20 protein-coding genes are annotated in these 24,654 nt (G+C 69.3%); 7 read left to right on the top strand and 13 right to left on the bottom strand.

The genetic code is table 11. The features are described 5' to 3' along the window. The first annotated feature begins 6 nt into the window (after window positions 1–6). On the top strand, window positions 7–1,191 hold the full coding sequence (locus tag AC4FS2_RS03555; RefSeq protein WP_491153456.1) for an acyltransferase family protein: 1,185 nt from the start codon (window positions 7–9) through the stop codon (window positions 1,189–1,191). 51 nt (window positions 1,192–1,242) lie between these two features. Continuing rightward, window positions 1,243–2,271, top strand: coding sequence for an isopenicillin N synthase family dioxygenase (locus AC4FS2_RS03550; RefSeq protein ID WP_491153457.1), 1,029 nt, complete (start codon window positions 1,243–1,245; stop codon window positions 2,269–2,271). 150 nt (window positions 2,272–2,421) lie between these two features. Here the strand turns inward: AC4FS2_RS03550 and AC4FS2_RS03545 are convergent, their stop codons facing one another. Further along, window positions 2,422–3,474 (bottom strand): DUF2776 family protein, encoded by a 1,053-nt coding sequence (locus AC4FS2_RS03545; RefSeq protein WP_491153460.1) that lies wholly within the window; start codon window positions 3,472–3,474, stop codon window positions 2,422–2,424. 165 nt (window positions 3,475–3,639) lie between these two features. Further along, complete coding sequence (gene rpsO, locus AC4FS2_RS03540; RefSeq protein WP_491153462.1) at window positions 3,640–3,909, bottom strand: 30S ribosomal protein S15; 270 nt, start codon at window positions 3,907–3,909, stop codon at window positions 3,640–3,642. A 192-nt stretch (window positions 3,910–4,101) separates the two neighbouring features. Here rpsO and AC4FS2_RS03535 point away from each other — a divergent pair, with 192 nt between their 5' ends. Next, complete coding sequence (locus AC4FS2_RS03535) at window positions 4,102–5,430, top strand: MFS transporter (RefSeq protein WP_491153464.1); 1,329 nt, start codon at window positions 4,102–4,104, stop codon at window positions 5,428–5,430. 88 nt (window positions 5,431–5,518) lie between these two features. Next, the gene (locus AC4FS2_RS03530; protein ID WP_491153466.1) at window positions 5,519–6,445 is read left to right on the top strand and encodes a DMT family transporter; all 927 of its coding nucleotides are present in this window, start codon (window positions 5,519–5,521) and stop codon (window positions 6,443–6,445) included. Window positions 6,446–6,491: 46 nt separating this feature from the next. Here the strand turns inward: AC4FS2_RS03530 and AC4FS2_RS03525 are convergent, their stop codons facing one another. The 3 genes from AC4FS2_RS03525 to AC4FS2_RS03515 form a co-directional block, all read right to left on the bottom strand. Next, window positions 6,492–7,052, bottom strand: a complete 561-nt coding sequence (locus AC4FS2_RS03525) for a YceI family protein (RefSeq protein WP_491153468.1) — start codon at window positions 7,050–7,052, stop codon at window positions 6,492–6,494. Between the two features lie 122 nt (window positions 7,053–7,174). Then, complete coding sequence (locus AC4FS2_RS03520) at window positions 7,175–7,540, bottom strand: FKBP-type peptidyl-prolyl cis-trans isomerase (RefSeq protein WP_491153470.1); 366 nt, start codon at window positions 7,538–7,540, stop codon at window positions 7,175–7,177. 158 nt (window positions 7,541–7,698) lie between these two features. Beyond that, a complete protein-coding gene (locus AC4FS2_RS03515; RefSeq protein ID WP_491153471.1) occupies window positions 7,699–8,862 on the bottom strand; it encodes a PrsW family intramembrane metalloprotease in 1,164 nt (387 codons plus the stop codon). Window positions 8,863–8,956: 94 nt separating this feature from the next. Between AC4FS2_RS03515 and AC4FS2_RS03510 the strand changes: the two genes are divergently transcribed. Continuing rightward, window positions 8,957–9,820 carry a fumarylacetoacetate hydrolase family protein gene (locus AC4FS2_RS03510; RefSeq protein ID WP_491153473.1) on the top strand — a complete coding sequence of 288 codons (864 nt, stop codon included), beginning with the start codon at window positions 8,957–8,959 and terminating at the stop codon, window positions 9,818–9,820. Window positions 9,821–9,822: 2 nt separating this feature from the next. Here AC4FS2_RS03510 and AC4FS2_RS03505 read toward each other — a convergent pair whose 3' ends face one another. From AC4FS2_RS03505 to AC4FS2_RS03490, 4 genes are all read right to left on the bottom strand, one after another. After that, window positions 9,823–11,295 carry an aspartate ammonia-lyase gene (locus AC4FS2_RS03505; RefSeq protein ID WP_491153474.1) on the bottom strand — a complete coding sequence of 491 codons (1,473 nt, stop codon included), beginning with the start codon at window positions 11,293–11,295 and terminating at the stop codon, window positions 9,823–9,825. Window positions 11,296–11,417: 122 nt separating this feature from the next. Continuing rightward, window positions 11,418–12,332 carry a phosphodiesterase gene (locus AC4FS2_RS03500; protein ID WP_491153476.1) on the bottom strand — a complete coding sequence of 305 codons (915 nt, stop codon included), beginning with the start codon at window positions 12,330–12,332 and terminating at the stop codon, window positions 11,418–11,420. A gap of 31 nt (window positions 12,333–12,363) precedes the next feature. Beyond that, window positions 12,364–12,693: a peptidase gene (locus AC4FS2_RS03495; protein WP_491153478.1), complete on the bottom strand. Its 330-nt coding sequence runs from the start codon at window positions 12,691–12,693 to the stop codon at window positions 12,364–12,366. Beyond that, window positions 12,690–13,940 carry an inorganic phosphate transporter gene (locus tag AC4FS2_RS03490; RefSeq protein ID WP_491153480.1) on the bottom strand — a complete coding sequence of 417 codons (1,251 nt, stop codon included), beginning with the start codon at window positions 13,938–13,940 and terminating at the stop codon, window positions 12,690–12,692. Before AC4FS2_RS03490 ends, AC4FS2_RS03495 begins: the two co-directional genes overlap by 4 nt. A 172-nt stretch (window positions 13,941–14,112) precedes the next feature. Here AC4FS2_RS03490 and AC4FS2_RS03485 point away from each other — a divergent pair, with 172 nt between their 5' ends. Beyond that, window positions 14,113–16,230: a S9 family peptidase gene (locus tag AC4FS2_RS03485; protein ID WP_491153482.1), complete on the top strand. Its 2,118-nt coding sequence runs from the start codon at window positions 14,113–14,115 to the stop codon at window positions 16,228–16,230. 510 nt (window positions 16,231–16,740) lie between these two features. Here AC4FS2_RS03485 and AC4FS2_RS03480 read toward each other — a convergent pair. From AC4FS2_RS03480 to AC4FS2_RS03465, 4 genes are all read right to left on the bottom strand, one after another. Continuing rightward, on the bottom strand, window positions 16,741–17,769 hold the full coding sequence (locus AC4FS2_RS03480) for a 6-phosphofructokinase (protein ID WP_491153484.1): 1,029 nt from the start codon (window positions 17,767–17,769) through the stop codon (window positions 16,741–16,743). 100 nt (window positions 17,770–17,869) lie between these two features. Next, a complete protein-coding gene (locus AC4FS2_RS03475; protein WP_491153486.1) occupies window positions 17,870–20,029 on the bottom strand; it encodes a DEAD/DEAH box helicase in 2,160 nt (719 codons plus the stop codon). A gap of 196 nt (window positions 20,030–20,225) precedes the next feature. Next, window positions 20,226–20,840: a hypothetical protein gene (locus AC4FS2_RS03470; protein WP_491153487.1), complete on the bottom strand. Its 615-nt coding sequence runs from the start codon at window positions 20,838–20,840 to the stop codon at window positions 20,226–20,228. Between the two features lie 58 nt (window positions 20,841–20,898). Beyond that, window positions 20,899–23,199 carry a heavy metal translocating P-type ATPase gene (locus AC4FS2_RS03465; protein WP_491176368.1) on the bottom strand — a complete coding sequence of 767 codons (2,301 nt, stop codon included), beginning with the start codon at window positions 23,197–23,199 and terminating at the stop codon, window positions 20,899–20,901. A 93-nt stretch (window positions 23,200–23,292) separates the two neighbouring features. On the opposite strand from AC4FS2_RS03465, the gene AC4FS2_RS03460 reads away from it, so the two are divergent. After that, window positions 23,293–24,654, top strand: a complete 1,362-nt coding sequence (locus AC4FS2_RS03460; protein WP_491153489.1) for an MFS transporter — start codon at window positions 23,293–23,295, stop codon at window positions 24,652–24,654.

Below are 24,654 nucleotides of genomic sequence, written 5' to 3'. Positions count from 1 at the left end.
GCCGAGATGAGCGACGCCTCCGCCCCCGCCGACCCGGAATCCCCCACCGGCACCGTGACCCCGGCGCGCCCGCGGCGACGCGTGCCCTTCTGGGACAACGCTCGCTTCGCGTGCATCGTGCTCGTCGTCCTCGGCCACGCGACACAGCGCCTGACCTACGACTCCGATGTCGCTCTTGCGTTCTATCTCCTCGTGTACGCCTTCCATATACCGGCCTTCGCGCTGATCTCCGGGTACTTCTCGAAGTCCGGAGCACCCACCCCACTGCAGATGGCGCGCATCCTGACCGACATCGTGGTCCCGTATGTCATCTTCGAAGCCCTGTGGACGATGACGAAGTGGCTCGTCGAGGGCCAGGCGAACCCCAACCTCACCCAGCCGTCCTGGACGCTGTGGTTCCTCCTCGCGCTCGGCATCTTCCGCCTCGTGCTGCCCTACCTCGCGCTGCTGCGCTGGCCGCTGCTGTGGACGGTCGTGATCTCCATCGGCGTGGGCTACCTCCCCAACATCGACTCCACGTTCGCACTCACCCGTACTCTCGGACTGCTGCCCTTCTTCACCCTGGGCTGGTGGCTGCGTGAGCACGACATCGTCGAGAGGCTGCATCTTCTCGGCCGCCGGCCGTGGTGGGCCGTCGCGGCATCGATCGCAGCCTTCGTCATCGGAGCTCTCGTCAGCTGGTTCTTCGTGGACGTCTGGCGCGGGGTCGACCTCCGGACCTGGCTGTTCTACGACGACGCATACTCCGTTCTCGTCGGGCCGCAGTGGTGGGGCGGCGGGGTGCGTCTGCTGCTCATGGGCGTCGCGGTCATCCTGTGCACGGCGTTCTTCACCCTCCTGCCACGACGGCAGACGTGGTGGACGCACTTCGGCAGGTACACGATGTACGTCTATCTGCTGCACTCGTTCGTGCTGTATCCGTTCCGCGAGTCGGGTGTGCTGCGCGACCTCGAGCCGACGTGGCTGTGGCTGCCGATCGTGATCGTCGCCAGCGTCCTCATCGCGTTGGGGCTGGCGACCCGCCCGGTGCGCCGGGTGTTCCGGGTGCTGGTGGAACCCCGGCCGAGCTGGCTGTTCGCGGATCCCGGGCTGGCGACCCGGGAAGGCCACCAGGATGACCCCACGGGGTCACGCCGTCCGCAGGAAGATCCGCGCCCGCTCCCGGCGGATCCCGGACCGAACGGCCGGTAACGCGGGGCAACATTCGTGCACACCGGGCCGGCGGAGATCTAACCTCGGGGCATGTCCGACCTGAACCTTCCCGTGCTCGATCTGTCGCTTCTGGACCAGGGTCCCGAAGCCGCCCAGCGCTTCCGCGAGGAGCTCCGCACCGCGACCCATGACGTCGGGTTCTTCTATCTCGTGGGCACCGGCGTGACGCCCGAACTGGAGGCACGCCTGCTGCAGGTCGCGAAGGACTTCTTCGCGCTCCCCGAGGCTGACAAGCTGGCGATCGAGAACGTGCAGAGCCCGCATTTCCGCGGCTACACGCGTGTCGGCGGTGAACGGACGCAGGGCAAGGTCGACTGGCGCGAGCAGATCGACATCGGTCCCGAACGCCAGCCGGTCACCGAACCTGACGCGCCCGATTACGCGCGGCTCATCGGGCCGAACCTGTGGCCTGATGCTCAGCCCGAACTGCGCGACGTGGTCACGGAATGGCACGACCACCTCACGGGCGTGGCACGCAAGCTCCTGCGCGCATGGGCGCTGTCGCTGGGGGCCGAGGATTCGTACTTCGATCGGCACTTCGGCGAACCGTCCACGCTCATCAAGATCGTCCGCTACCCCGGTAAGGAAGACCCGACGCCGCAGCAGGGAGTGGGCGCGCACAAGGACTCCGGCGTCCTCACCCTCCTGTGGGTCGAGCCGGGCAAGGGCGGCCTGCAGGTGCAGCGCGAGGGGGAATGGGTGGATGCTCCGCCCGTGCCCGGCGCATTCGTGGTGAACATCGGCGAGCTGCTCGAGTACGCCACGCAGGGCTACCTGACGGCCACGAACCACCGCGTCATCTCGCCGCGCTACCCCGGCGAGCGGATCTCGGTGCCGTTCTTCTTCAATCCGGCGCTGGACGCGACGCTGCCGATCATCCAGCTTCCCGCCGAACTGGCCGCTGAGGCGCGGGGCGTGACGGACGACCCGTCGAACCCGATCCACGCCACCTACGGAGAGAACGCGCTGAAGTCGCGCCTGCGCGCGCACCCCGACGTCGCCGCCATCCACCACGCCGACCTCGTCGCCGCACGAGCCGCCGCATCCGCGTCTTCCTGACGCTCGCGCACGCTCCCCCGCGCTCCCTCGCGCCCTCCCTCTCGACCGCGCTCTCGGCCGCGCTCTCGGCCGCGAGGCTGCAAGGCGGCCTCGTTCGGTTGCAGTCTCGGCGGCGGGGGCGACAGGGCCACGGGACGAGGCCAGAGCGGGTCAGGAGTCCTTCGAGGTGCCCGCCTCGAGGATCGAGACGATGGAGAACAGCGTGAAGCAGACCGCCCCGAGCCCTGTGAGGACGCGGGCGGGAACGAAGAAGTTCGGGTCGGTCGTGGCCGCCTCCGCCAGGAACGCCGCGAAGAAGAGGCAGGTCAGACAGGTCATGATCGGGATGATCGGCACTCTGTTGGCCAGCGGGAAGTCACGGCGCCATACCGAGGCGAGCAGCCAGACCTTCGAGATGATGCTGAAGCAGATCAAGCCGAGACCGATCAGGATGCAGCCAGGTGCGATCCGCTCCGGACGGTTCGAGCCGAACAGTACGAACAGCCCCCACACGATGGTGCTGGTTCCCATGATCAGCACCCAGATCGACCACGACCAGCGCTCCTGTTCGTCGAACTGATTGCGCACCTGTCGCACGACGGTGCCCACCAGTGCGATGAGACTCGAGCAGATCGCGGTCAGTCCGAGCAGCACGTGCCCGGCGACATAGTGATCAGCCTGCGCCCCACCTGCCAGCAGCACGACCGCCCAGGCTCCGGCGATGAACGTCGCTGCGACGGGCACGCTGAGCAGCGCCCAGGCCGCCGACCTGCTGTAGGCCTCCGCGGGCGCGCCGTCGCTGCGACTACCCGCGCCGTTCCGCGGGATCAGCGTGAACGCGCTGGATGCGGCACCGACGGTCGAGACGCAGGCTGCAACCAGCCCGACCCCGAACACGACGTGACCGGCGACGAACGAGGGAGCAGACGTCGCGTCCGATCGGAGCCAGAGACCCCAGCCGGCTGTCGCGAGCGCGACCCCGTAGCCCACCGTGGGGAGAACGACCTTCCACGCCGGCGCGAAGGTGTTCGTCAATTGACGGATGATCATCGCCGCCGTGGTGAACAGTGCGATGCAAATGGCCGTCAACGCGGTCAGCACGTGCCCTGCGACGAAATGACCCGCGTCGCTGCCGCCGCTGAGGACGTACAGCCCGAACCCCAGACAGACGGCGCCCATCAGCAGAGGAATGACGCGGAAGAGGATGCTGATCCCGTAATTCATGCGGAGCACCTCCTCACGAGCCGAAGGACGTCGCCCGGATTCCACCGGCATCCACAACGTATCCGCGCCTCCGGGCATTCACAAGGATGCCGCCCGAACGCAAAGCGAAAGGCCGTCCCACACCTGGGACGGCCCTTCGAGAAAGCGATTGTGCGCTGGTTGCGACTAGCGGCGGAGCCCCAGACGCTCGATCAGCGTGCGGTAACGCGCGATGTCGATGTCCTGGAGGTAGCCGAGCAGACGACGGCGCTGACCCACCATCAAGAACAGACCACGACGTGAGTGGTGGTCGTGCTTGTGCTCCTTGAGGTGCTCGGTGAGGTCCTTGATGCGCTGCGTCAGCATCGCGACCTGCACCTCGGGGGATCCGGTGTCACCGGGGTGCGTCGCGTACTCTTCCATGATCGCCTTCTTAGCGTCTGACTCGAGTGGCATAGATGGGATCCCCTTTCAGCTTGTTGCGCGGCGCCCGACGGCTTATCCGTGGGCTCTCTTTCTCCGCGGCCGATCCAACGGCAACCTCCTAAGACTACCAGCGAACGGATCCCGCGGCGACCGGGCCGCGGCCAGCGCCGGTTAGCCTGGAGGGATGCGCCGACCCTCCCCCGCCGTCCGCGCCACAGCCGCGTGAGCGCGGGTCGTCCGGCTCGGGCCCGTGGTCTGCGTCGCGATCACTTCGTCGACCTCCGGCCGTTGCGCACCCCGGCGTTCGCGCGCCTCTGGGCAGGCTCGGCACTGGCGGGGCTCGGCGGCCAGCTGACCGTCGTGGCCGTCATGCTGCACGTCTACGAGCTCACCGGTGACACGTTCGCGGTGTCGATGATCGCCGTGGCGGGGCTGTTGCCGATGGTCGTCGCGGGCCTCTATGGCGGGATGCTCGCGGACGCGTTCGACCGCCGGATCGTGGCCCTCCTGGCCGCGTCGGTGACCTTCAGCTCCACGGTGCTTTTGTCGGTCCTCGCCTGGACCGGCGGAGAGACCGTGTGGTGGCTCTACGTGCTGAGCGTGGTCAATTCCGCCGCGAACTCGGTCGTGATGGCCACCCGGGCCGCCATTGTGCCGCGCCTCATCACGCGCGACCTGCTTCCGGCCGCCGCAGCGCTCCAGGGCATCTCCGCCGGGGCGATGGTCATGGCAGGACCGGCGCTCGCCGGCGTGCTGGTCGCATTCACGGGGTACGCGTGGACGTACACGATCGACGTCATCCTGATGCTCGGGCTGTTCCTGGGTCTGTGGACCCTTCCGAAGATCGCGCCGGAAGGAGACTCGGTCAAGGCGGGTCTGCAGTCGCTCCGTGACGGATGGCAGTTCCTCCGCCGCGCCTCGAACATCCGCCTGCAGTTCCTGCTCGACATCGTGGCGATGACCTTCGGGCACCCCCTCGCCCTCTTCCCCGCGATCGGTGCCGTGCTGCTGGGAGGCGGCGCGATCACGACAGGCGCCCTCACTTCTGCGGTGGCGGGAGGGGTCCTCCTGTCGAGCCTGTTCTCCGGCCCGGTCGGACGCGTCCGACGCCAGGGGCTCGGGATCGAGCGGGCCATCCTCGCGTATGGCGTCGCCATGGCGATGTTCGGCGGCGTTCTCGCCGCCGCGGCCTTCGGGATTTTCGCGCCATCCGAGGTCAACGAGAACTCCGCGAACACCGCGCTCATCATCGCGGCCATGGTGACCCTGGTGCTCGCCGGCGCCGCCGACAACGTCAGCTCGATCTTCCGATCGACGATGCTGCAGGCCGCCGTCCCCGACAACATCCGCGGCCGCCTTCAGGGCGTGTTCATCGTCGTCGTCACCGGCGGACCGCGCGTGGGAGCACTGTACGCCGGCACCCTGGCGACCCTCGTGGCGCTGTGGTTCCCGCCCTTGCTCGGCGGCTTGGTCATCCTCGCCCTCGTGGGCCTTCTCGTCCGCCTCAACCCCCGTTTCCGCCACTACGACGCGGAGAATCCGCAACCGTGACCGTGCGCCGACCGCCGATCGTCGGAGGATTTCGGACGTCCCTTCAGAGCGGTGCATCCGCGTCCGCCAGCGGGGCTATCGTCGGCGGGTGACCTCTCCGACGGCCGTCCGCACTCCCTCCCCGATCACGATCGGGGTGCAATTCGTCCTCACCGGAGTCGTATGGGGTTCCAGCTTCCTGTTCATCGCGGTAGCGCTGACCGGCATGACATTCGTGCAGGTCACGTGGTCACGTCTCGTCTTCGGCGCCCTGACCCTCGCGGCGATCGTCCTTCTCCGGCGCGAACGGCTGCCGCGCTCCCGGAGGGTGTGGGGTCATCTGAGCGTCGTGGCCGTGACCTTCTGCATCCTGCCCTACCTGCTGTTCGCGTGGGCTCAGCAGCACGTCACCTCGAGCCTGGCGAGCATCTTCAACGCGACGACCCCGATCATGACGGCCGTGCTCGCGTGGGCGGTCTTCCGTGTCGAGCGCCTGCGCACCGGTCAGCTCGCCGGGATCGCCGTCGGCGTGGCCGGCGTGGTCGTGATCATCGCGCCGGGAGCGACCTTCGAACTCGGCGAGAGCGTCGTGGCCCAGCTGGCCCTCCTCGGGGGCACCGCCTGTTACGGCTTCAGCCTGGCCTACATGCGCAGGTTCCTCGCGGACACCGGCCTGTCCGGGGTGGCCGTCGCCGCGGGCTACATCGGCATCGCCGCGCTCGTCATGCTCGCCCTGTCGCCCCTGGTCTTCCTCGAACCAGTGCGGTGGGATCCCTGGGTGGCGGGCAGTGTTGTGCTGCTGGGATGCTTCGGCACCGGCCTGGCCTACATCTGGAACCAGAGCACCTTGGCGGCGTGGGGACCCACCCGCGCATCCACGGTGACGTACATCACGCCCGTGGTGGGTGTGATCCTCGGCATCGTGGTGCTCGGGGAGACGCTGACGTGGAACGAGCCCGCGGGCGCCCTCATCGTCGTCCTGGGGATCCTCCTCGTGCAGCAGCGGATCCGCCTCGGACCCCGCGCGACCGACTGAACGACGAAGCGGCGGATGCCGGAGCATCCGCCGCTTGCTGTCGCGGTCAGGCCTGCAGCGATCCCTGCAGCTCGAGCTCGAGGGTGACATCCTTGCCGACCAGCACACCGCCGGTCTCGAGGGCGGCGTTCCACGTCAGACCGAAGTCCTCGCGGTTGATGACCGCCTTCGCGGTAGCGCCGGCCTTGTAATTGCCGCCCGGGTCGGTGCCGAAGCCGCCGAATTCGAAGGCGAACGTCACCGGACGGGTGGTGCCCCGGATCGTCAGGTCGCCGTCGACGAGGAAGTCCCCCTGCTCGATGCGCACGCCGGTGGAGCGGAACTCCATGGTCGGGTACGTCTCGGCGTCGAAGAAGTCCGCCGAGCGCAGATGCTGATCGCGGCCCGCGTCCTTCGTGTCGACCGAGGCCACGTCGACGGATGCCTCGACGCGAGCGTCGAGGGGGTTCTCGGGGGCGATCAAGGTCGCGCTCTTCACACCGAAGGTACCGCGCACCTTGGAGATCATCATGTGGCGAACCGTGAAGGACACCTCGCTGTGCGAGGGATCGAGCACCCAGGTGCCTGCTTGATACCCGGAAACGTCGAGCGGGGTGGTGTCGGTCATATCTCTCCTCGTGGATGCTGGGGATGCTGCAACAAGGGAGCCAACGCGTCACGCGGTTCGATCTATTCCCCCGAATAGAAAGACCCGGGAGCGAAGGCTCCCGGGTCTTCCTCGCCCGATCGTCAGCCGACGGCGAGCAGGTCGATGATGAAAATGAGGGTCTTGCCGCCGAGGAAGTGGCCACCGGCGGGGCCGTACGCAAGGTGCGGCGGGATGATGAGTTCGCGGCGCCCCCCGACCTTCATACCGGGGATGCCGTCCTGCCACCCCTGGATGAGGCCACGGAGGGGGAACTGGATGCTCTCGCCGCGTCCCCAGGAGGAGTCGAACTCCTCGCCGGAGTCGTACTCGACGCCGGCGTAGTGGACGGTCACGGTGTCGCCGGGCTTGGCCTCGGGGCCGTCCCCGACGATGAGGTCACGGATGACGAGGTCGGTGGGAGCCGGCCCCTGGGGCGCGTCGAACTCGGGCTTGGTGCGATCGGTCATGATCTCATCCAAGCACGCTCGGCGGTGCGCCGGCGGCACCTCTTGACACCCTCTCGAGCAGAGTGGATGCTGTGTGCAGACAAACTCAGCGCTCGGTAGGCACGCAGGCATCGCCGCGGCACCGGGCGCTGAGTCTTGCTGCGGGCCCGCCTGCCGGGTCAGCGGGCGAACAAGGCTGCCCGCGCCTCGGCGGTCTGCCTCAGCAGGGTCCGCTCGCTCTCCGCGGCAGATGCGTCCCGCCCGCTCAGGCTTCGCTGCCGCGCGGCGGCCAGGGCGGTGGCGTCGGCGATGAAGGTGCGCATGAGCCTGCGCCGATCGCCGGGGAGGGTCGCGGCCCAGTTCAGCGCCGCGCGGCGGCCGGGTCCGGTGGCGAGCATGTCCACCTCCTGGGGAGTGAACCATCCCGCTGCCGCATACTCCCCCAGACGGGCGCGCGTGAGACGGCTTTCTTCCCGACGAAGCAGCACGACACCGAGGATGAAGAGCACGAACAGCGGCACCTGCAGCGTGAAGTACAGGCCGAAGAAGTCAGCGAGAACGGCAGAACCGTTCCACAGCGCGTGCAGGACGATGGCGGCCACCAGGCCGACAACACCGTAGCGCAGCGCTCCCCCGGCACCGAGCGCGCGCCGTGCCGCCAGACCGAGAGCGAACCCGGTCATCGCGGTGAACATCACGTGCGCGAACGGTGAGAGCACGGCACGGAGGAAGAAGGTCACTGTCACGTCCGCGATGCCGCCTTCCAGGAGGCTCACCGCGAAGTACTGCACGTTCTCGGTGAAGGCGAAGCCGGCTCCGACGAGCGCGCCGTACACGATTCCGTCGACCGGTCCGTTGAAAGCCCGCCGGGCGGCGACGTAGATCAGGAAGACGCCGAGACCCTTGGCCACCTCCTCCACGATCGGAGCCTGGACGATCGCGGAGAGCGCGGAGTCGCCGGCGCCGAACAAGAGTACGAGCACGAGGTCGACGCCCAGCGCGATGCCCACCGAGGCGATCGCCCCCCACGCGAGGGCGAACACCACCAGACCGCGCGGCTCCGGCTCCCAGCGATCGACGATCCGTACCGCCAGCCACACCCCCACGAACGGGATTGCCGCCAACACGACGCCGATGATGGATGCGACGGGACCGAGGAAGCGCAGGAAGTACCCGACCAGGGCGAGCAGCACGATGACGAGGACGCCGCCGACCCAGATCAACGCGGCGCCCGTGCCCCGTGGCCGCGGCGGCTCGCTCGGAGCGACCTGCCGTGACGGTGCCGGTGGGATCAGGGCTCCGGCGCCGGGGTGCGGTTGCGACAGCGACGAGGGATGCGACATGCGCTCAGCCTAGAGCGCCGCCGGGTCCCTCTCCGGCCAGGCGCACCACCCCGCTCGGCACGGACCGCGCCGCAACCGCAGGTAGCGTGGAACCATGCGTTTCGCCCATGTCATCCCGCCGTCCTCGACCACCCCTCGGCTTGTGGTCGTCCGCGACGGCGAGAGCGCATTCGTCGACGAGCTCTTCCCGGGCGCGCCGTCCCGACTGGATGACCTGATCGCCGGCGGCGACGACCTGCTGGGTCGTGTCCGCGAGGCCCAGCAGGCAGCCGTCTGGCAGCCGCTGGCCGACCCCACCTTCGCGTCAGTGGTGCTCACTCCACCCGTCATCCTCGCGGTCGGGCTGAACTACGCGGCGCACTCGGGCGAGCTGGGGCTGAAGACGGACGCGACCCCGACCGTGTTCGGCCTGTGGCCGAATTCCCTCACCGGGCACGACGCGACCACCTCCTGGCCCCGGTCCCTCAGCCAGTCCGTCGACTACGAGGCCGAGCTGGGCGTCCTGATCGGCCGGCCCGCGAAGGACGTCGCGGTGGAAGACGCCCTCGACCACGTGTGGGGCTACACGGTGGTCAACGACATCACCGCGCGCGACATCCAGTTCTCCGAGGCGCAGTGGTCGCGATGCAAGTCGTTCGACGGCTTCACGCCGACCGGACCGTTCGTCGTGACGGCGGACGAGATCGCCGACCCGCAGGATCTGCACATCTGGACAGTGGTCGACGGGCACCTCGTCCAGGACGCCTCCACCGGTCAGATGGTGCGGTCTGTGGCCCTTCTCATCTCGCACCTCTCCCGCTCCGTCACGTTGCTGCCGGGCACCCTGATCTCCACCGGAAGCCCGGGAGGCGCGGGCTACTCGCGCGACCCGCAGATCTTCCTGCGCGACCGCTCCACCGTGACCGTGGGAGTGGACGGGATCGGCGAACTGACAACGCACTGCCGCATCCTCGACTGACCTCAGTCCTCCGCGGGCGCCACCACGTTCTCCGCGGCCTGGATGATCGGGATCGCCTCCGTGATGGCCTCGAGCCCCGACAGGCGCATCGGGGAGAGCTGCTTGATGACCTCCGCCCGCGACATCAGCCCCGCCTCCACGACGAGGTCGGCGACGCTCCGCCCGGTCAGCAGCGCGGTTTTCGCCAGCGCCGCCGACGCCGCGTAACCGATGAAGGGCGTCAGGGCGGTCACGACACCGACAGACGAACCGACCATGGCGCCCAGCCGCTCCCGGTTGACGGTGATGCCCTCGATGCAGTTGACGCGCAGCGTCCACATGGCCTGCTGCATCCACGTCATGGACTGGAAGATCGAATGCGCGATGACCGGCTCGAACGCGTTCAGCTGCAGCTGGCCGCCCTCGACCGCCATCGTCACGGTGAGGTCGGCACCGGCGACGGCGAACGCGACCTGATTCACCACCTCGGGGATGACGGGGTTGACCTTTCCCGGCATGATGCTGGAGCCCGCCTGCCGGGCGGGGAGGTTGATCTCCCCCAGGCCGGCCTGTGGGCCGCTGGAGAGCAGGCGCAGGTCGTTGCAGATCTTCGACAGCTTGATCGCGTTGCGCTTGAGAGATGAAGAGAACGACATGAACGCGCCCGTGTCGCTCGTGGATTCCACGAGGTCGGTCGCCGTCTCCAGGTCCAGTCCGGTGTTCTCGCGGAGGTGACGCAGAACCGCGCGGGCGTATCCGGCATGCGTGGTGATCCCGGTGCCGATCGCGGTGGCGCCCATGTTGATCTCGGACAGCAGGTAGGCGTTCTCGGTGAGACGGTTGTAATCCTCGCCCAGCGTGGTGGCGAACCCGTGGAACTCCTGCCCCAGGGTCATGGGCACGGCATCCTGCAGCTGCGTGCGACCGACCTTCAGCACGTCGTGGAACTGCGCCGCCTTGTCCAGGAAAGCCTGCCGCAGGAGGGCCAGCTGCTCGAGCAGGCTGTGCAGCGTCAGGGACAGGCCCACCTTCACCGCGGTCGGATACACGTCGTTCGTCGACTGACTGCGGTTCGTGTGGTCGATGGGCGAGAGGAAGGCGTAGTCGCCCTTCTCGCGTCCGGCCATCTCCAACGCGATGTTGGTGATCACCTCGTTGGCGTTCATGTTCGTCGAGGTGCCCGCGCCGCCCTGGATGACGCCGACGACGAACTGGTCGTGGAACTCCCCGTCCATCACGCGTTGCGCCGCGGCATCGATCAGGTCCGCCTTGTCGGCATCGAGCACGCCGATCTCGCGGTTGGCCCGTGCGGAGGCCTGCTTCACCATCGCCAGAGCGCACACCAGATTGGGGTAGACGGAGATCGGGCGTTTGGAGATGGGGAAGTTCTCGAGGGCGCGCGCCGTATGGATGCCCCAGTAGGCGTCGGCGGGAATCTCGAGCGAGCCGAGGGAGTCGGTCTCGAGACGGGTACGCGTCGTTGCGTCCAGTGCCATGTGATTGTCCTCGTGGGTCGCTTCACGTCGGTCGGGGATGCCCCGAGCCTACCCGCCGGGCCTCCCGGCCAGCCGTGGCCGCGGCGTCCAGCGAGCTCTCGGCGGCCGCCGCAGCGGACGGCTCACGCCTCCGCGGGACGCTTGCGCGAGAACGCCTCGAGACGCTCGTCCGGGCTCAGCCGGGACATCCGCTCGGCCCACGCCGCCGAGAAGTAGCCCGAGGGCTCCGCATCCACGACCGGCACGACCGCGGAGGTCACGGTGTCGTCGTAGACGTGGACGAGATGAAAAGACTGGCCGGCATCCATGCCGTTGACCTCCACGGCCGGTCGCGCGAGGTCCATGGTGTAGCACGTCGCCGCGGCCACGCTCACGGGCACCCCGGCGAAGGTGCCGCTGGTGGAGTAATGCAGGTGCCCGGCAAGGATCAGCCGCACGTCGGAGCCGGCGATGGCCTCGGCGAGCCCGGCCTGGTCACGCAGCTCGAGGATGTCGAAGAGGGGGATGTGCGTCGGCAGCGGTGGGTGATGCAGGGCGAGGACCGTTCCGAGCGGCGCCGGTTGGGCCAGAACGTCGCGCAACCACGCCAGCTGCGCCGCATCCACATCGCCGTGGTGCCATCCCGGAACCGTGCTGTCCAGCGCGATCAGGCGCAGTCCGCCCAGGTCCCACACACCGGTCACCGGCTCTTCGGACGGGGCGAGCCCGAGGAGGTCGCGGCGCAACGCAGGCCGCTCGTCGTGATTGCCCGCGACCCAGATCACGGGCGCCCCGAGGCGCTCGGCGACGGGCTCCACCGTCGCGCGCAGAGCGTGGTAGGCCTCGGGCTCACCCAGGTCGGTCAGATCCCCCGTGAAGACGATGGCGTCGGGGCGTACACCCAGGCCCGCGACGGCCTCCAGAGTGCGTGCGAGGTTGCCCGCCGTGTCGTACCGGCCGGCGAGCCGCTGGTTCCCAGCGAGCAGATGCGTGTCGCTCACGTGCACGATCACGCGGCGGGCGGGGGGATGCTGACCGAACTGAACCGCGGAGACCATGCCTCCACCCTAGAGCGGGGCGCCGACGCGATCAGTGCCCGACGACGATGAGGATCAGCCCGGCGAGCACCGCCAGCCCACAGACGACGAAGCACCCGTACGCGCCCAGGAGGGCGATGCGCTTCTGGGCGGCGCTGAGCGGGTTCTTCCTGGCCGCCTTGGCCGCGGCCTTCGCCGCGCGGCGCCGCTGTTTCTCGGTCACGACCGCGATGGCGTCGGTGAACTCCGCCGGGGCGACCACGGGAACACGCCCCGCGCGGACGAGCAGCCGGAGGCCGAGCGCGTAGAAGAGCACGACGACCACAGCGCCGAGCAGCGCCACGGCGAACACCAGCAGGAAGGAGAACCAGTCGATGGTCACTTGTCGCTCCCTTCGTCGGTGCGGGAGGGGGCGTCCGACGTTGCGGCCGATTCATGCGAGAGCCGCCGCTGGCGGCGCGTGGGCGGGGGGTTCCGCTGGACCTTCACGGCGCGGCCGGAAACGGCCACCTCGCTCATGGCGTTGGACGACGTCACCTGGTTCCGGCGGGAGCGCAGGAACAGCCCGAGCACGGTCACGCCGGCCAGGATCGCGTCCACGAGGATGCCCCAGCCCCCGAGCCAGACCACCAGAAGCGCCGCGAGCGCACCGACCCCACCGGCGGCCGGGAGAGTCAGGAGCCAGCCGATCCCGATGCGACCCGCCGTGCGCCAGCGCACGATGGAACCGCGGCGACCGAGACCCGACCCGATCACGGATCCCGACGCCACCTGCGTCGTCGACAGAGCGAAGCCCAGTGCGCTGGAGGCGAGGATGGTGGAGGCCGTGGACGTCTCGGCCGCGAATCCCTGGGCAGGCTTGACGTCGGTCAGGCCCTTTCCGAGCGTGCGGATGATGCGCCATCCGCCCATGTAGGTGCCCAGTGCGATCGTGACCGCGCACGCGATGATCACCCACAGCTGCGGCTCGTGGTGGGCGGACGATTGCCACCCCACCGTGATGAGCGCGAGGGTGATGACGCCCATCGTCTTCTGCGCGTCGTTGGTGCCGTGTGCGAGGGCGACGAGGCTGGACGTGAAGATCTGCCCCCAACGGAATCCGTCGCGTCCGTCCGGCCTGTTGTCGTACCGGCGGGTGACGGCGTAAGCGATCTTCGTGACGGTGAAGGCGATGATCCCGGCCGTGAGCGGCGCGACCAGGGCAGGCAGGATCACCTTCGACAGCACGACACCGAAGTCGATCGCGGTTGCTCCCACGCCCACGAGCGTGGCGCCGATGAGTCCCCCGAACAGCGCGTGGGACGAACTCGAGGGCAACCCCAGCAGCCACGTGAGCATGTTCCACGTGATGGCGCCGATCAACCCCGCGAAGATGATGGCCGGGAAGATCGATGCGGAGATCTCGTCTTCGCGGATGATCCCGCCCGAGATGGTCTTGGCCACTTCGGTGGACAGGAACGCGCCGACGAGGTTCAGCACGGCAGCCAGGAGCACCGCCACCTTGGGCTTCAGGGCGCCGGTGGCGATGGGCGTGGCCATCGCGTTCGCCGTGTCGTGGAACCCGTTCGTGAAATCGAAGAACAGTGCCAGCAGAATCACCAGCACGATGACGAGAGTTGCGGTCTCCACCGTTCGCTTCCTTGAGGGGATAGGGGGCCGACGTCGCGGCCGTGTGACGAACGAACAGTTCACCGTCTTGTTGCACCCCGTTAACCGGGCACCGAAGAATCCTGACACCCTCGCCAGCCCTGGTCAACTTGGCCCAGCGCCCTCGCGATCCGTGCTCCACTACCGTGGGAACGTGACTGACACCGCAGCATCCCCTCTCGCGCCGCAAGCCGCCCGCAAGCCCGTCGCTCGCACGCACCACGGCGACACGTTCGACGATCCGTACGAATGGCTGCGGGCCAAGGACGACCCGTCCGTGATCGCGCATCTGGAGGCGGAGAACGCCTTCACGCAGTCCCGCACGGCGCACCTCGAAGGGCTCCGGGACCGGATCTTCTCCGAGATCAAGGGGCGGACCCAGGAGACGGATCTGTCGGTGCCCGCCCGCCGTGGGCAGTGGTGGTACTACGGACGCACCCTGGAGGGCAGCCAGTACGGCATCCAGTGCCGTGCCCCGATCCGGTCGGAGGATGACTGGACCCCGCCCGAGCTCTCGCCCGACGCCGAGGTCCCCGGCGAGCAGGTGCTCCTCGACGGGAACATCGAGTCCGAGGGTCACGAGTTCTTCTCGCTGGGCAGCTTCGAGGTATCCACGGACGGGAACCGCATGCTGTACGGCGTCGATGTCGCCGGGGACGAGCGTTACACGGTGCGGGTCCGCGACCTCGTCACCGGCGCGAACCTGCCGGACGAGATTCCCGGGACCTTCGCCGGAGCGAGCTTCTCGCCGGACGGGCGGTTCATCGTGTACACGACAGTGGATGACGCGTGGCGCCCCGACACCGTGTGGGTGCACGAGATCGGCACCCCGGTGTCCGACGACGTGACGCTCTTCACGGAGCCCGACGAGCGGTACTGGGTCGGCGCCGGTTTCACGCGCAGCGACCGGTACCTCGTGATCGAGGTCGGGTCGTCCATCACCAGCGAGGAATGGCTGGTGGATGCCGCCGACCTGCGCGCCGAGCCGCGCGTCATCTGGCCTCGGCGCGAAGGGGTGGAGTACTCCGCATCCCATGCCGTGGTCGACGGCGAAGACGTGCTGTACATCCTGCACAACGACGGCGCCCTCGACTTCGAGCTCGTGCGGGTCCCCGCATCCGACCCGCAGGGCGACCGCCACGTCGTGCTCGCCCACGAGCCGGGGCGCCGGCTGCTGGACCTCGACACGTTCCGGGACTGGGGCGTGGCCGCCTACCGTCGTGAGGGGCTGGCCCGCATCGCGCTGCTGAACTACGCCGACGGGTCGACGGACGAACTGGAGTTCGGCGAGCCGCTCTACAGCGTGGGCACCGCCGGCAATCCGGAGTGGGCCCCTCCCCTGCTTCGCCTCGGGTACGGATCGTTCGTCACGCCCGGCACCGTCTACGACTACGACATCGCGACGGGCGCGCTGTTGCTGCGCAAGCGTCAGCCGGTGCTCGGCGGCTACGAGCCGTCGGACTACGCGCAGGAGCGGGTCTGGGCGACGGCGCAGGATGGCACGCAGGTGCCGATCTCGGTCGTCTGGAAGCGTTCGTTCGGCGAAGCGGGAGCCGCGCCCCGGCCGGTGCACCTCTACGGGTACGGGTCTTACGAACATTCGATCGAGCCGGGGTTCTCCGTCGCGCGACTGTCTGAGCTGGACCGCGGCGTCGTTTTCGCCGTCGCCCACGTGCGCGGTGGCGGCGAGATGGGCCGCCAGTGGTACGAGGACGGCAAGCTGCAGGCCAAGCGCAACACCTTCACCGACTTCGTGGACTGCGCACGGCATCTGATCGACGCGGGATACACGACGCCGGACCGCATCGTCGCGGAGGGCGGCAGCGCCGGAGGCCTGCTGATGGGCGCGGTGGCGAATCTCGCACCCGAGCTCTTCGCCGGAGTGCTCGCCGACGTGCCCTTCGTCGATGCGCTCACGACGATCCTCGATCCCTCGCTGCCGCTCACGGTGATCGAGTGGGATGAATGGGGCGACCCGCTTCATGACCCCGACGTGTATGCGTACATGAAGTCGTATTCGCCGTACGAGAACGTCCGCGAGGGGGTGCGGTACCCCCGCATCCTGGCCGTGACGTCTCTCAACGACACACGCGTGCTGTATGTCGAGCCGGCCAAGTGGGTCGCGCGCCTCCGCGAGGTGGGCGCCGACGCGCTGCTGAAGTGCGAGATGGTCGCAGGCCACGGCGGTGTCAGCGGCCGCTACAACTCGTGGCGCGAGCGTGCCTTCGAGCTCGCCTGGCTTCTGGACGTGCTCGGCGTCGCCGACGCCTGACCCGCGGGGCGCCCCGGATCACGTGATGCGGCGCATCCAGATCAGGTGATGCGGCGGAGACAGGACGATCAGGCCGGAAACGTCCTGTGTACGCCGCATCTCCTGATTCGGGCGCGGGGAGCCGAAGAGCGCGGCCCGTTCACGCACCCGCGGCCGCGCGGCCGGGTCGGGCGATGCGGCGCATCCAGATCAGGTGATGCGCCACTGCATCCAGATCAGGTGTTGCGGCGGAGACAGGACGATCCGGCCGGAAACGTCCTGTGTACGCCGCATCTCCTGAACTCGGCGCGGGGAGCCGAAGAGCGCGGGCCGTTCACGCACCCGCGGACGCGGGCGGGTCAGGTGATGCGCCGCATCCAGATCAGGTGTGCGCCGCATCCAGATCAGGTGATGCGGCGGAGACAGGACGATCCGGCCGGAAACGTCCTGTGTACGCCGCATCTCCTGATTCGGGCGCGGGGTGAGCCGAAGAGCGCGGGCCGTTCACGCACCCGCGGACGCGCGGGCGGGTCAGCCGAAGAGCGCGGCGGCCTCTTCGTAGCGGTAGTACGGCACGGAGTTGAGCTCTCCGAGGGCGTCCGCGAAGGGCACGCGGACGATGTCGGTCCCCTGCATGGCGACCATCTGGCCCCACGCCCCCTCCATGAGCGCATCGGCGGTGTGCAGCCCGAGGCGCGTGGCCAGCACACGGTCGAACGCCGACGGCGAACCCCCGCGCTGGATGTGGCCGAGCACCGTCGAGCGGGTCTCGATGCCGGTGATCCGCTCGATCTCCGGAGCGAGGATCTCGCTGATGCCGCCCAAGCGCGGGCGGTTGAACGCGTCGAGCCCCTTGTCGCTGTAGGCCTCTTCCATCCCCGTGAGGGTGAAGCCCTCCGACACGACCACCAAGGGCGCCCGGCCGCGATCGTGAGCGCGGGAGACCTGCGCGCAGATCTCATCGATCGACATCGGAACTTCCGGGATGCAGATCACATGGGCTCCCGCGGCGATGCCGGCGTGCAGCGCGATCCACCCCACGTGGCGACCCATGACCTCCGCGACCATGCAGCGCTGGTGCGAATCGCCCGTGGTACGCAGGCGGTCCATCGCATCGGTGGCGATGTTCACGGCCGTATCGAAGCCGAAGGAGTAGTCCGTGGCACGCAGGTCGTTGTCGATCGTCTTCGGGACCCCGAGCACGTTGATGCCGTCTTTCGCCAGCCGATCGGCCGCCGCCAGAGTGCCCTCGCCGCCGATCGCGACGATGCCGTCGATGCGGTGGCCGTAGAGCGTCTTGGCGATGTTCTCCGCTCCCCCGCGCGGACCCTCGTAGGGGTTCGTGCGGCTCGTCCCGAGGATGGTGCCGCCCACCTTCGACAGGCCCTTCACCTCGTGCCGGGTGAGGGGGAAGAAGTCCGCGTCCACGACGCCGCGCCATCCATCGCGGATACCGACGAATTCCATGTCGTAGGTCGTCGTGCCCTTGAGTACGACGCCGCGGATGACCGCGTTCAGGCCGGGGCAGTCCCCGCCGCTCGTCAGGATGCCGATCTTCATAGCTGTGGTCCTCGCTGTGTGGGGTGAAGAATCCGGCGACGCTGCCACCCCGACCCTAGCGCGGCCTCCCGTCGGGCGGCCACAGGGCGCGGATGACGCGTCAGTCGCCCCCGAGCGCCTGCCGCAGCAGGTGCGACAGCGCGCTCAGCTGCACAGAGTCGCTCGAGGTCGGGTCCGTTGCCACGCCGTCCAGCGCGCGCAGTGCGAGCCCTTGCTTGGAGTCGATGAGCTCGGCGATCTTGGTGTCGATCGTATGAGCGGCGATGATCCGCCACGCCGTGACCGGCTCGTCCTGGCCGATGCGGTGCACGCGGTCGATCGCCTGGGTCTGCTCGGCCGCGGTCCAGCTCAGCTCGGCGAGCACGACGTTCGACGCGGCCTGCATGTTCACCCCGACACCCGCGGCGGTCAGCGAACACACCGCGATCCCGACGCCCGGGTCGTTGTTGAACGCATCGATGGCGGCCTGGCGCGCCGTGGTGGTCTGATCGCCGCGGAGGGACACGGTGCGCACCCCGGATGCGGCGAAGTGCGCCTCCGCAGCATCCATCACGTCGATGTGCTTGGCGAAGAACACCACCTTTCCGACCGACCGTTGCAGCTGCACGGTGTAGTCGGCCGCGAGGTGGGCCTTGGCCTTGCCGATGCGGCGGACCATGGTGAACACGTTCTCCGAGCCGGACCCCGCCGCCTTGGACTCGTCCAGCTCGTTCTGCGCCACCAGGCGCACGATGTCGTCGTCGATCTCGCCGGGGGCGAGCCCACGGGCACCGCGCGCGTCGAGGATGCGGCGGTACTTCGCCGCGAGGCGGTCGGCGAGTTCGCGCTCGGCCCGACGGATCGAACGGCCCTCTTCGCCGTCGAGCTCCACGGGGAGGTCGGCGACGAGCTTGTCGGGCAGGTCGGCGGCGACGTCCTTCTTCTTGCGGCGCACGATCCCCATCGAGATGACGGCGTTGCGGGCCTCCGGGTAGAAGGCCTTGTCGGCCGGCGTCAGACCGGACGTGTCGAGCTTCTCCATCAGCTCCGGACCGGGCTTCTCGCCGTTCGTCCAGCCGAGGTAGCGCCAGATGGCATCGAAGTCTTCGACGTCGTTGATCAGCGGGGTTCCGGTGAGCGCCAGCAGCAGCGGGTCACGCACCTGCTCGCGGATGCGGGCGGCCAGGGCCAGCACGTTCTGCGAGCGCTGCGAGGAGAGGTTCTTGATGAAGTGCGCCTCGTCGACGACCATGCCCTTCAGGCCGATCGAGCTGAGCCACGCGAGGTGCCGGTCGAGGATCTCGTAATTCACGATGAACACGTCGGCGAACGCGTCCATGTCTTCACCATCGCCGGAGATCACGGTCGCGCGGCGCTGCGGCGTCCACCGGTGCACCTCGCGCGCCCAGTTCATCTTGACGACGTTGGGGACGACCGCCAGGAGCGGGTAGGCGTCGGCGACGGATGCGGCCAGCACCGACTCGGCCGTCTTACCCAGGCCCGGTTCGTCGGCGAGCAGGAACGTCCGGTGCCCCTCGCGCACGGCTTCGAGGAACCGTGACTGGTGGGGCATGACCTCCAGGCCCCGAGGCGAGAGCCGGTCGTACTCGGGGACGTCGGGAAGATCCATGGATGCGGCGGCCCCGCCGGCGCCGGTCTCGAACGCCTTGTACAGCGGTCCCATCAGCTCCCAGCCGTCCAGCCGGCGCCGCGGCGTGGCCTGGGCCGGACGCGCGCCGAGGTCGGGGGCGAGGAAGGGGTTGGCCATCTTGCGCGCTTCGACGGCGGGCGGGATGACCTGTCGCTCTGCCAGTGCCGCCGGTACGACCTGCGCGGTGGCGGGGGCGACATCGGTGATGATGAGCTCGTCCGGCGGAAGTTCGGCGCCGGACTCGAGCAGCCAGTCGCGACGCATCCGCCGTGCGACCGGCGACGCGGCCTGGTCGACTTCGAGCAGCTGGATGAGGGAGGTGTCTCGCGCGGCGGTCTTGGCGAGGATCGTCGCGACGCCGTCGAGCCGTTTGAGCAGCTCCGCACGCGCCGCGTCCGGAAGCTCGGTGTCGGCTTTCACCCGCGCGCGCTCTTCGCGCACGAGGAAGGCGATCACCTGGAACTTCACCCGGTTGGTCGGGCCGAGCTTGCCGCGCTGCGCCTTCGCCTCGACCTCTCGCACCTTGCGGGCGAGGATCGGGATGAGTGGGGCCTCGTCGTCGCGGCGCGCGGACGAGGACTTCCTGCGCCTCTGGCCAGAGCCGGAAGCGGCGGTCGCCGTGGTCGGCATGCTCCTCCTGAGCGTGTCATCCGGCCCTCGCCGTCATCGACGACGAGGAGTCCGGTAGGTCTGCGATCCCGCGGGGCGGCGCGAGCCGTGACTCCCTCGGGGCGGTTCCCTCACCCTGTCGCAGGCGTTCGCTGAGGCGAGCTGCGTCGTGGGGAAGGAGAATTCCGATAGCCAGTGTAGCGCTTCGCGGAGGAGATCAGCCGCCCAGCGTCGCCAGAATGTCTTCCGTATACCCCTCGGGCGAGATGTTCAGCCATCCCGTCGCAACCCACAGGTCGCCGCGCAGCGCGTGCGTCTCCCCCCGCACGTACTCGGTGTCCTCGAGGGTCACCCCCCGCTGTTCGATGCGGCAGACCGTCGCCCCGTCCGCGTCGTCGCAGCCGAATCCGGCGGCCACGAGCGCGTCGGCGACCGTAGCGGCCTGCCCCGCGTCCACGACGGAGATGTTGGTGGCCAGGCCTACCTCGCTGGGCGCTCCCCACGTGCACCGCAGGGTGGGCACCGTATCGAGGAGCTCCAGCAGAGTGGCGTTCTGGGTGGAGAGCATCGAGATGCCCGGGTCGTTCAGCGGCGGCACTTCGCTCTCCAGCAGGGCACGCATATCGGCGGAGTAGATCTCACCGCAGTCCGCGGGCAGCGCGGCCGTGGGTGTCGGGTCCGCCGACGGCGACGCCGTGCTCGACGGCGACGGGGATGCGGCGGAGCCCTCCGGGGTCGGCTCGACGCGCGGCTCCGGTGCGCAGCCGCTCAGGCCGAGCGCGAGCGCCGCCACCGCGACGGCCGTGGGCAGGGCGAAGCGGGTAGAGAACATGGCGCACCTCCGGGATCAGCCTCGACCCTAACGCGGCGCCGGGCCGCGGCCCGGTCGCTCAGCGGGCGCGTCGCAGCCGCAGACTGTTCAGCACCACGAAGAGGCTGGAGAAAGCCATCGCGGCTCCGGCGATCATCGGGTTCAGCAGCCCCAGCGCGGCCAGCGGGAGCGCTGCGACGTTGTACGCGAACGCCCAGAAGAGGTTCCCTCGGATGACGCCCATCGTCCGGCGGCTCACCCGCACGGCGGTGAGGATGCCGCGGGGATCGCTCCGTACCAGCGTGATGTCGCTGGCGTGCATGGCCGCGTCAGTGCCGCCGCCCATGGCGATCCCGAGATCGGCTGTCGCCAGAGCCGCCGCGTCGTTGACGCCGTCCCCGACCATCGCAACGGTGCGCCCCTCCGCCCGCAGCCGCTCGATCGCGGCCACCTTTCCCTCCGGTGTCGCTCCGGCCGACACCGTCGAGATGCCGAGTTCGCGGGCCACGGCGGCCGCGACGCGTGCGTTGTCCCCGGTGAGCAGTTGCACGTCCAGTCCGGCTGCGCGCAATCCGGCGACCGTCTCGCCGCTCTCCGGGCGCACGGCATCGGCCACGACGAAGACGGCGCGGGCACGCAGCATCCCGCGTTCGTCAGCCCAGCCGGTCACGACGACGGTGCCGCGTTCCTCCGCTGCCGAGACGGCGGCGTCGAGCGCGGGCGCAACGTCGGCGCCGAGCTCGCGCGCGAACCCGATGCGGCCGGCGAACGCCTCGCGCCCCTCGACCATGCCGGTGACGCCGGCGCCGGCCCACGCGCGAAAGCCCTCGACGACACCACCAGCGGCCGATGCGCCGGCGATGGCTCGGGCCACGGGATGCTCCGAGTGGCTCTCGAGCGCAGCCGCCACCCGCCGCGCCTCCGCCTCGTCCCCCGGCTCGGCGACGACATCGATCAGGGTCATCCGACCGGTGGTGAGCGTTCCGGTCTTGTCCAGGACGATCGTGTCGATGCGCTGGGCGGATTCCAGCACCTCAGGACCGGTGATGAGCACGCCCAACTGGGCGCCGCGTCCCGTCCCGACGAGGATCGCGATGGGGGTAGCCAACCCCAGGGCGCAGGGACACGCGATGATGAGCACGGCGACCGCGGCGGTGAAGCCGGCCGCGACCGACCCGCCCGTCACCATCCACGCCAGCAGGGTGAGGATCGCCAGGCCGATCACGATCGGAACGAAAACGGCCGAGATCCGGTCGGCCAGCCGCTGCACACGGCTCTTGCCGGTCTGCGCGTGTTCGACCAGCCGCGCGATGTGCGCGAGCCGGGTGTCTTCTCCCACGGAGGTCGCCCGGATGACGAGGCGACCGTCGACGGCAATCGTGCCACCGGTCACCGTCTGGCCCAGCGCCGCCTCCGACGGGACGGACTCGCCCGTGAGCATGCCCTCGTCCACGGCTGCCACGCCGCCGAGCACGACGCCGTCGGCGGCGACCGTTCCGCCCGGGCGGACGACGAACGCGTCGCCCACGCGAAGGTCTTCGACGGGCACGGTCGTGCCGTCCTCGAGTTCCACGTCGGTCGCGCCGAGATCGAGCAGAGCACGGAGGGCGGCGCCCGCACGCCGCTTCGAGCGCTGCTCGATGAACCGGCCGAGGAGGAGGAACACCGTCACCGCGGCCGCGACTTCGAAGTACACCAGAGCGGTGGCGTCGTGCACCGGCCCGAAGAGCATGACCTCGTGCGAAACGCCGATGCGGCCGGCCGACCCGAACAGCAGAGCCCAGACGCTCCACAGGAATGCGGCCATCGTTCCGAGCGTGATGAGGGTGTCCATGGTCGCCGCCCCATGACGCGCGTTGGCGATCGTCGCGCGGTGGAACGGCCAGCCACCCCACAGCACCACCGGCGCGGTCAGCAGAAGCGACACCCATTGCCAGCCGGGGAACTGCCACGCGGGCACCATGCCGAGCGCGACGACGGGAACGGCCAACGCCGCGGACACGAGAAGGCGCGTGCGCAGCGGAGCCGCGCCGGGGCGATCCTCGACGTCATGGTCGTGCCCGGCGGTGTCATGGTTCGCGTCATGGCCGTGCCCGGCAGTGCCGTGGTTCGCGTCATGGCCGTGGCCGGCCGTGCGGCGTACCCGCGCGTCGTAACCGGCCTCCCGCACCGCACGCACGAGGCGGTCGGAATCCACGCTGTCCGGAAAGCTCACACGCGCGGACTCCGTGGCGAGGTTGACGCTCGCGTCCACACCCTCCACGGCGCGAAGGCGCTTTTCGACGCGCGCGACGCAACTCGCGCACGTCATCCCTTCGATGTCGAGCGTGGCCTCGTGGCGGAACCCCTCGGATGCGGTGGGCTCGGTGTGCGTGGTCATGTCTGCCTCCTGGCGTGCAACCAATATACCCCTGGGGGGTATTTTGAATTACTGCGCCTCGTCGTTGTCCACACCCGGTCCTAGTGTGGTGCCATGACGGCGTCGATGACCCGGGATCAGCGGATGGTGCTGTGGATCGCGATTCTCGGTTCGTTCGTCTCCTTCCTCGACGGCACGGTCGTGACCGTGGCGCTTCCGGCCATCCAGGAGGAGCTCGGCGGGGGGCTCACGACTCAGCAATGGGTGGTCGACGCATACCTCATCACCCTCGGCGCGCTGATCCTCGTTGCCGGCTCGCTCAGTGACGTGCTCGGTCGCCTCCTCGTCCTCAACATCGGCCTGGTCGGGTTCGGGGTGACCTCCATCGCGATCGCCGCTGCTCCGAGCCCCGAGTTCCTCATCGGTGCACGCGCTCTGCAGGGCGTTGCCGGCGCTCTCCTGGTGCCCAGTTCGCTGGCTCTCATCACCGCCAACTTCCGGGATGCGGCGCAGGCACGCGCCATCGGTATCTGGACGGCCGCGACCACCGGAGCGATGATCGCCGGGCCGGTGCTGGGCGGGCTCTTCGTCGACCTGCTGTCGTGGCGGCTGGCGTTCCTCATCAACGTCGTGCCGCTCGCGGTCACGCTCTTGCTGGTCGTACGGCTGGGTCACCGGGACTCCCGACGCGCCGGTGCGACCGTCGACGTGCTCGGCGCGGTGCTGTGCACCATCGGGCTCGGCGCGAGCGTGTTCGCCCTCATCGAGCAACCGACCCTCGGATGGGGCTCCCCCGCGATCTGGGGAACGATGGCGATCGGTCTGGCGTCGTTCGCCGGCTTCCTCGTGCGGCAGCGGTTCGCCCGTCAGCCGATGATGCCCCTCGACCTCTTCCGGGTGCGGAACTTCTGGACCGGCAACGTCGCGACCGCCTTCGTCTACGCCGCGTTGTCGTTGAACGGCTTCGTGCTCGGGGTGTACCTCCAGCAGGGGGCCGGGCTGCCCGCAACCCTGGCGGGCTTGGCCACCCTCCCGGTCACGCTCCTGATGATCGGATTCAGCGCGCGCGTGGGGGCGCTGGCAGGGCGCCGGGGCCCCCGTCTCTTCATGACCGCGGGCCCGCTGCTCATGGCAGTCGGCGCTCTGCTCCTGCTCACGGTGTCGGAGGACTTCTCCTACTGGTGGCAGGTGCTGCCGAGCGTGCTGGTCTTCGGTGCCGGCCTCACCCTGACCGTCTCGCCGCTGACAGCGGCCATCCTCGGCGCCATCGACGAGAGCCGCTCCGGAATCGCCTCCGCCGTGAACAACGCCGTGGCGCGGGTCGCGGGGCTCGTGGTCATCGCCCTGCTGGCCACGATCCTCGGCGGTTCCCTGGACCTCGACGGCTTTCACCGCGCGGCGGTCGTCACCGCGGCGCTCCTGGCCATCGGTGGCGTGGTCTCGTTCCTCGGCATCCGCGGGAGCGCCCGCGCGTAG

The organism is Microbacterium sp. Z10_103 (assembly GCF_058310455.1).
Note: the sequence above shows the minus strand (reverse complement) of the source record. Positions and strands in the feature narration are given on the sequence as shown.